This window comes from Nonomuraea diastatica (assembly GCF_004349015.1).
Classification (GTDB): Bacteria; Actinomycetota; Actinomycetes; order Streptosporangiales; family Streptosporangiaceae; genus Nonomuraea; species Nonomuraea diastatica.
On the sequence record NZ_SMKP01000306.1, the window covers coordinates 1 to 7673 of the forward strand.

The 7673-nt window shown below is 73.4% G+C and carries 6 protein-coding genes and 1 pseudogene; 4 read left to right on the forward strand and 3 right to left on the reverse strand.

Features of this window, described 5'->3' with window-relative positions; all coding sequences use genetic code 11:
- The 4 genes from E1294_RS49995 to E1294_RS50010 form a co-directional block, all read left to right on the forward strand.
- The coding region (locus E1294_RS49995; RefSeq protein WP_281284626.1) for a citrate/2-methylcitrate synthase at positions 1 to 597 on the forward strand (597 nt) is incomplete at its 5' end.
- 197 nt (positions 598 to 794) lie between these two features.
- Complete coding sequence (locus tag E1294_RS50000) at positions 795 to 1085, forward strand: hypothetical protein (RefSeq protein WP_132519774.1); 291 nt, start codon at positions 795 to 797, stop codon at positions 1083 to 1085.
- On the forward strand, positions 1075 to 1392 hold the full coding sequence (locus E1294_RS50005; RefSeq protein WP_132519777.1) for a hypothetical protein: 318 nt from the start codon (positions 1075 to 1077) through the stop codon (positions 1390 to 1392). Before E1294_RS50000 ends, E1294_RS50005 begins: the two co-directional genes overlap by 11 nt.
- Complete coding sequence (locus E1294_RS50010; protein WP_132519780.1) at positions 1376 to 2389, forward strand: hypothetical protein; 1014 nt, start codon at positions 1376 to 1378, stop codon at positions 2387 to 2389. Before E1294_RS50005 ends, E1294_RS50010 begins: the two co-directional genes overlap by 17 nt.
- Positions 2390 to 2515: 126 nt before the next feature.
- Here E1294_RS50010 and E1294_RS55280 read toward each other — a convergent pair whose 3' ends face one another.
- The 3 genes and pseudogenes from E1294_RS55280 to E1294_RS50030 all read right to left on the reverse strand — a co-directional run.
- Entirely contained in the window at positions 2516 to 5896 is a 3381-nt protein-coding gene (locus E1294_RS55280) for a coiled-coil domain-containing protein (protein ID WP_246083848.1), read from the reverse strand.
- A gap of 32 nt (positions 5897 to 5928) precedes the next feature.
- Positions 5929 to 7365 carry a hypothetical protein gene (locus E1294_RS56880; protein WP_246083849.1) on the reverse strand — a complete coding sequence of 479 codons (1437 nt, stop codon included), beginning with the start codon at positions 7363 to 7365 and terminating at the stop codon, positions 5929 to 5931.
- Positions 7362 to 7673 (reverse strand): annotated as a pseudogene (locus E1294_RS50030) (hypothetical protein); the annotation flags it as partial. The gene E1294_RS56880 and the pseudogene E1294_RS50030, both read right to left, overlap by 4 nt.

Consider the following 7673-nt stretch of genomic DNA (forward strand, 5'->3'; position numbering starts at 1 on the left):
GCCCTGCCCACCCCCGGCCTGCTCCACGCCCTGCAGGCGGCCCTGGTGTTGCTCGCCGACCACGAACTGGCCCCCTCCACGCTGGCCGCCAGGGTCGCCGCCTCCGCGCGGGCGGACCCGTACGCCGTGGTCCTCACCGGCCTCGGAGTGCTGGGCGGCCCGTGGCACGGCGGCGCTTCGTACGGCGCGGAACGCCTGCTCGCCGAGGTCGCCGAGCCACGCCAGGCCACGCGGGCGATCACGGATCGCCTACGCCGCGGCGAACATGTCCCCGGCTTCGGTCACAGCGTCTACACCAACGGCGACGGCCGCGGTGGCGCCCTGCTGGACCTGGTCCAGGAGGCCGCGCCGGGGCACGAGCGGATCGCCGCGGGCACGGCCGTGCTGGCCGAGATGCGCCGCAGGCGGCTGCCGGAGCGCAACATCGACTTCGCCCTCGCCATCCTGGCCGCCGTCAGCGGCATGGTGAGCGGCGCGGGCGAGGCGATCTTCGCGGTGGCGAGGGCGGCGGGCTGGCTCGCGCACGCCATGGAGGAGTACGAGCGCGGCACCCTCCTCCGCCTGCGCGCCTCCTACACCGGCCCGTCGATCGCCTGACGTCCCCGGCCCTCGGCGAAGGCCGGGTGGTCATGCACACGGTGGGACGGGTTTAATACCTATGACCCAGATGTGTCAGAAGTGAGCGTCGAGACTGGAGTGATGACGTGCGAGCGGCGCCTGAGGACGACCCGCCCACCGGAGCCGGGGAGGCCGCCGGCGGTCTGGTTGGGGCAGTCGTGGGAGAGGATGGCCTGTTGGCCAGGCTGAAGCTGGACCCGCGGTCGATGCGTCTCGGGTCGCACGAGCTGGCGGGCCACATCGTCGCCGCCGTGCGGGCGGCGCAGCAGGATCGGCTCGCGAAGGTCGGCGAGCCAGCCACGCCTCTGGAGGCGGAGGGGCCCGGCGCGGAAGAGTTTATCCGCCGGGTCAACGACATGGAAGCGCAGGCGGCCAGCGATTTCGCCCGGTTGACGTCAAGTCTCGAGGAGATGTTGCGCCGCCTCGATGATCCGCCCTCAGGAAAGCTGCCTCGTGATGACAGATGAAGAGATCACCTGGGATGTCGCCGGCCGCGAATCGTCCGCCCGACAATTCCGTACGCTGACGGACGAGCAGCAGCAGGCCCACCAGGGCTTCCGCGGACAGGTGGCGGGGAGCACGGGCCCGTTGCCCTACCCCGACTTCGCCGGCCCCTACCAGGAATACCTGGTCGCACTGTTCGGCGGCTCCGCGGAGGTGATCGCCGGGCTTGGCGGGACGGGAGAGGGCCAGGCGCTGATGGCGGCGACGAACGCGCAGGCGGAGGCGGCGGCGACGAACGAGGTGAGTGCCGATCATGGCCACCGGGTTTGAGGAGGCCGGTTTCGGCCTGCTGGGTGTTCCGCGCCCGCCGGACACCACAGAGCTGGAACGCCAGGTCGGCGTGCTGGAGTCTCTGGGCCGTTCGCAGGCGTCGGTCGCCGGCGAGGGCGCCCGCGCGTACCGGCTCGCCGGCGCGAACACGGGCGCCGCCACGGACGCGCTGGCCGAGCACGTGACGGGACAGGCCGGCGTGCTGCGTCGCAGCACTGCCCAGGCGCAACTCGCCTCGCTCGGCGCGGGCGCCGCCCGGGTCGCGTGGAACACGGTCAAATGGGCCGGCGGGATCCTCGTCGGGCTGGCCGGGATGGCGGGCCTGGCCGCTCTCACGCCGCAGGGACGGGCGCTGATCAGGCCGCTGCTGCGGCCGGTCGCCCAGCGCATGCAGCAGTGGCTGCTCACCGCCACACGGTTCATCGGACGGATCTACACCCGGCTCGCCGAACGGCTCCGGGGAACGCCCGCCAAGCCGCCCGCCGCTCATCAGCGTGCCGCTGCGCGACCGGCGGCGCAACCAGATACCGCTGTGCGATGGGCGGCTCAGCAGCGTGCCATCGCGGAGGCACAGGCCCGAGACTCCATCCGACGAGCCCAGTCGAGCATCGAGCGCGCCGAAGCAGGGCGGGCACTGGCCAGAAGGCACCTGGGCGATGCCAAGATGACCCTCGAGGTCAGGCTGCGGGGCGCGTATGGGCGCGGAGAGATCAGCGAATCTGAGAGAGCTCAACTCGCCAGGCGAGCGCTGGCGGACCATCCGTATCTTGACGAATGGATGAAGCAGCGCCTCGGACAGCAGGCCGAGTCGCTGCAACGGATCGACTCGCAGCTCGGGCCTGTGGCCAGACATCTGGATGACGCCGGCCGCCAGGTGAACGACGGGCTCGGCGTCGCCAGGGCGAACGGGCTGGACACGTCCGACCTGCAGAAGCTGGGCTACAAGGTGAGCGACTTGAACCGTCGGCTTTACCGACTTAACAACCCTCCATATTAAAATAACTCGCTTATCAGCGGACCTTTCACACTTGACCCATGTACCGGATCTGACGGCCGGCAGGCGCGGGGTGGATACATTCTGCGGCGGGTGAGCCCGCAGGAACACCCCGGCCGGCGACGGCGCTCACCCCGCCGGAGCGCCGCGGTCCACGTACGCGGCGAGCGCCCGTACGCGCTCGCCGTGCTGGTCGTGCCCGACGATCACCGGCGGCTCGTTGTACGGCAGCGCGTCGGACGACCGCCGCAATTTGATGTACTGGCCGCAGGCGTCGATCGCGTACGGCTCCATGTCGTCCTGCAGCGCCCCGATCACCGTGATGCCGTACGTCTCCCCGATCCTTCTGAACAGCGCCACCGCCTCCCTGCGGTGCTCCTTGCCCAGGTTGCGCCCCAACTCGTCGAGCACCAGGCACAGATGCCCGCCCCCGGACGAGGCGATGGCCGCCGCGCACACCAGCTTGACCGCCTTCTCGTCCATGAGCGCGGTGTTGGCCCGCCGGTTGTAGGGCACGAACCCCTGCCCCTCGCCGCGCCGCCACTTCGGCGTCACCCGCCACTGCCAGCGCTGTTCGGGATCGGCGGGCGCGGGCGGCACCGGGAACTCGAGCGTCGCGCCGTAGCCGCCGTACGAGGTGTCGAGCTTCTCGAACTCCTCGGCCACCCGCGTCAGCCGCGCCTTGATCGCCGCCGTCAGCGCGGCCCGGTGCACGGCCGTGGACTGCGCCGCCTCCTCGGCGCCCCTGGCCGCCGCCGCCAGGTCACGCTGCCTGGAGACCAGCTGGGCCTCGATCTGCCGGCGCTGGTGGCGTTCGTACTCCTCCTGACCTCGAAGGTAGGAGGCCAGCGCCCCGCACACCGCCGCGAACGTCGCCTGCTCCCGCGTCGTGCTTCCGCCCCGCTCCTTCAGCAGGAACCGCAGCTCCTCAGGGACCTCCGCGTCGTCCTCGGGGAAGGTGTCGCGCAACGCCTGGTCGAGGTGGCGCTCGGCGATCCGCCACCACTCCTCGGCCGTGCGGGGCCGCTCCTCCTCGGGCAGCGCCGCCAGCCATTCGCGGGCCGTCTCGACCGTGCCGCCCCAGTCGGCGGCCAGCGCGTCGAGCTTGAGCGACTCGCGTTCGGCGGTGACCTTCGCCGCCTGGTCACGGGCCTGCGCCCGCTCGGCCTCGTGCCGCTGCCGCCGCCCCTCCAGGCGTTCGATCTCCATGTCCCGGGTGCGGGCGCGGAAGTCCAGCGCTCCCGCCTGCCGTTCGGCCTCGGCGACCTTCGGCGCGAGCTCCTCGATGGCGGTGTTGAGCTCGCCGAGCCTGGCCCGGCGCTCGCCCAGCTTCGCCTCCAGCTCGTCCAGGCGCACCCCCGCCCTGGCCCCCTCCAAGCGGCGTTGCGCCTCGGCGACGGACTCCTCCCCGTCGCGTACGGCCTGCCCGGCCGTCTCCTGTACGTCTTTCGCCCGGTTGAGCCGCTGCTCGGCGGCCTTGATGCGGGCCTCCCGCCCGGTCGCCACCCCGTCGAACGCGCCGACGACGCTCACCCCCGCGGCACTGACCAGCACCGAACCCGGCAGCTCCGCCAGGGCCGCAGCGGCGGCGTCGAGCTGCGCCGCGTCCACGATCACCGCGTGCTCGTTCGGCCACCCCCGCAGCTCGCCCAGCGGGAGCTCACCCGGCCGCCTGTCCTGCCGCCCTCCGGCCTTGCCATAACGCGCCTTGAGCGCGGCGCCCAGATCTCCGGCGTCGTCCGGCGCCTTGCGCCGGGCCGACTCCTGGGCCGACTCCTGGGCCGACTCCTGGGCCGACTCCTGGGCCGACTCCTGGGCCGACTCCTGGGCCGACTCCTGGGCTGGGCTCGCGGAGTCGCGGGCCTGTTCGGCCACGTCGAGGGCGTCGAGGAGGCCCGTCGCGCCGATTCCCGCCACCGTCAGCGCGTTCAGCTGGGCCGCCGCCGGGCCGCCCTCGGCGTCGTCGAGCGCAGCCTGAGCGGACGACACCTCCTGGTCGGCCACGCCGAGCGCCTTGAGCGCCTCGTTCAGCCGCAGGCGCACCTCCCGCAGCTCCCGCTCGGCCGTGGGCACGTCACGCCCGTCCGCGAACCTGCGGCTCTCCTCCAGAGCCGGGATCAGCCCGCGCAACTCGTCGGCGGAGTTCTCCGCCACCGCGCGGTCGGCGTCCAGCTTCGCGGCTCGCGCCTGCATCGCCGCCAGCTCCTTGCGCGCCTGGGAGACCTGCCGGTCGAGGGTGTCCTCCCGCAGGGTCGTGATCTCCGCCTTGACCATGGCGATCGACTCGGTCGCGGCCTCGTCCGCCGCGAGGTGTCGCTGGAGGCCGGCGGCCAGGACGTCGTCCTTGCCCGCGGCGTCGGCCAGCTTGCGCGCCAGCCTGCCCCGCCAGCACCGCAACGCGTCCGCCAGCCGTACCCTGGCCTGGTCGCGCCGGTCGAACGTGGTCAGCAACGCCTTCGACTCCGACTCGAACTCGGCCAGCCGATCGGCGGCCTGCGCTGCGCGCACCCGCCTGGCGTGCTCGTCGCGCCGAGCCTCCCGCTCCTGCTCCAACTCGGCGTCCAGGCCGGTGAGCGCGGCGATGGCCTCGAAGACGCGCTCGGGGGAGATCTCGTTGAGCGGCTGGGAGAGCAGGTTGGTGGCGACCTTGCTGCGCACGGACGTGGACAGGAACGACACACACCTGACCCGGTCGCCGTAGAGCACCTTGGTGAGGTCGCGGGCCACGACGTCGCGCCGGCCGGCCGACTTCGGCAGCGACGCCCAGATCTCGTCGGCCCGCGCCACCCGCTCGGCCTCCGACGGGGACGCCGCCAGGTGCACGCCCTCCCGCCACCTGATCTCCAGGTGCGGCGCCTCCTGATTGACCTTGAGCCACACGGTGAGCGCCCCGCCGGAGGTGTCGGGCACCTCGAACAGCTCCGCGCTCGCTCCGGGATCCCCAAGAACGAACGCACCCGCACCCGAGGCCCCACCTTCGGCCGCCGCACCTCCGGATGCGGAGAGGCCGGACACTGCACCTCCGTGCACCGCGCCCCCGGACGCGGCACGGTCGGACGCCGCGCCGTCGGGGACCGTGCCGCCGGATGCGGTGCCGTCCAGGGAGCCGGACGTCCCGGCCTTCAAAGCATGGGCCGTGGGCGCGGCGCCGTTGCCCGCCGGTGCGAAGCCGTCCATGCCGGGCGGCCCGAACACGCCCACGATGTAGCCGTGGTCGGCGCTCGCCCACTGGCGGGACCCGGCGCCGCTGGCCAGCTCGGCGTTGAACAGCAGCTCGGACACCGCCTTCGCGCCGGACGCGAACCGCCACTGCTCATCACCGAGCAGTGCCGTGATCGAGGCGATAAATGATGACTTGCCCGCGCCGTTGGAGTCCTTGGGCCCGGCGCCGGCCACGACGATGAGCGTACCGGGCACGGTGGGCACCGGATGGGTCGAGAGCCGCGAGATGTTGACCGCTTGCACGGCGATCAGTACGCGGTCTCCGACGACGTTCTCCACCTGCGACACGCGTACCCCCGTTACCCTTCCATCCGTCATCTTCACCGCGCTGACCTGCGCGCGCGTACGGCCGCCGCCAGCGGGGTGCTCGGCCCTGCCGCCAGGATCAGCTCCTCCTGCAGGCGGCGCCGGGCCGCCGGAGTGAGCCGGTGGAACTGCGGCCCCGGCACGTAGCCGCCCGCCTCCTCACCGGCCTTCACCTGGCCCAGCAGCCCCGCGTGCCGCAGCGCCCGCAACGCCGCCTCCAGCTCGCCGATCGGCAGCTGGGTGTGGCGGCGCAGCTCGTCGACCGGCGTGGGGTGCGGTGACAGCCAGGAGTCCTCGGGCAGCAGCCCCTCGGCCCTCGGGATCGCCACGGAATGCACCAGGACGAGCGTCAGCACCGCCCGCTCGCTCACCCCGAGCCGCGCCCCCGCCGGATCGCCGCTCCAGCCCGTCGCCACCGTCGCCCGCCCCACCGTCGGCTCACCAACAACCGCCCCTTCACCTGGGGTGGCCTCACCCAGGGCCGCCTCGCCTGGGGTCGCTTCGCTGTGGTCCGCGCTTTCACCGAGGTGCGCCCCTTCAGCGAGGTGCGCGTTACCGCCACCGTCCGCGCTCTCGCCGATCCGGCTGTCCGGGGCGGACATGGTGAGGGCGGCGGCGCGGGCGTCGTCGTAGCCGGAGATCCAGCGTTCGCGGTGCTGGATGAGTGTACGGCCGCGCCGGGCCAGCATCTCGCCTAGCGTGTGCCGCAGCGCCGGGTCGCGCAGGGCGGCGAAGCGAGCCTCCTGCACCGGTTCGGCCGCGTGCTCCACCACCATGAACGCCGCCACCAGCTCCGCGCGCCGCCGCTCGTCGTAGCCGCTCAGCAGGTCGTCGAGCTCCGCCGCCCCTGTCTCGACCCGGCCTCCGGGCCCCGCCACCGGCGCGGGCGCGCTCTCCGAGGCGGCGGCCACGATGTCGGCGTCGCCCACCACGGTCAGCTCGGGGCGCTCGGGCTCGGGCAGCCGCCGGCCCAGCTCCTGCAGCTGGGCATGCGACTCGACCGGCCAGAGAGCACAGCGCGGGCCCAGGCAGACGACGCCGTCGTCCATGACGATCCAGGCCGAGTCGTGCAGGCGCCGCAGCGCGCCGACCGCCCAGTTGCGCATCAGGTCGTCGGTGCGGCCGATCAGCGCGCGGTAGGTGTCGAGCACCAGCTCCACCGGCGCGGGACGACCCGGCCACGGGTCGGCGGACACGTCGGTCCAGCAACATTTGAGCACGGCGGCAAGCACCCGCCGGGTCTCGCCGGAGCGCTCCACGGGGAGGGGGGCGATCTGGTGTTCGTCCAGCAGGGACGGCGTCACCCCGTCGGGCCACACCGGCAGCGCCTGCCCGGTGGAGTCGGGGCGCGTCAGGCGCGCCATCCCCGGCGGCGCGGCGACCCCGGCCCTCAGCCACAGCGGCCCGGTGGACCGCGCCCGCACGTGCGCCGTCGCCGCGTCTTCGGTCATCGGGCACGCTCCAGATAGCCGTGGGACAACCAGGCGGGCTCGCGCTCCGGGGCGATCGTGAGCCCGTCGGCCCAGGTCAGCCGGTAAGGCAGCTCGGGCCGCAGGTCGAGCGTCGTCAGGTCGGCGAGCACGCGGCGCGCCGACGGCCAGTCGGAGCCGAGCACGTCGGCCAGCGCCACCCGGGAGGCGTCGCCCAGCAGCGACTCCGCGACCTGCGTCAGCCGCTCCGTGGCCGCGTCGGGCGAGGTGTCGAGCGCGTCGCCGGGCCCCGGGTCGGGCAGGTTGGAGCGCGGGGGAGTGGGCTGGGC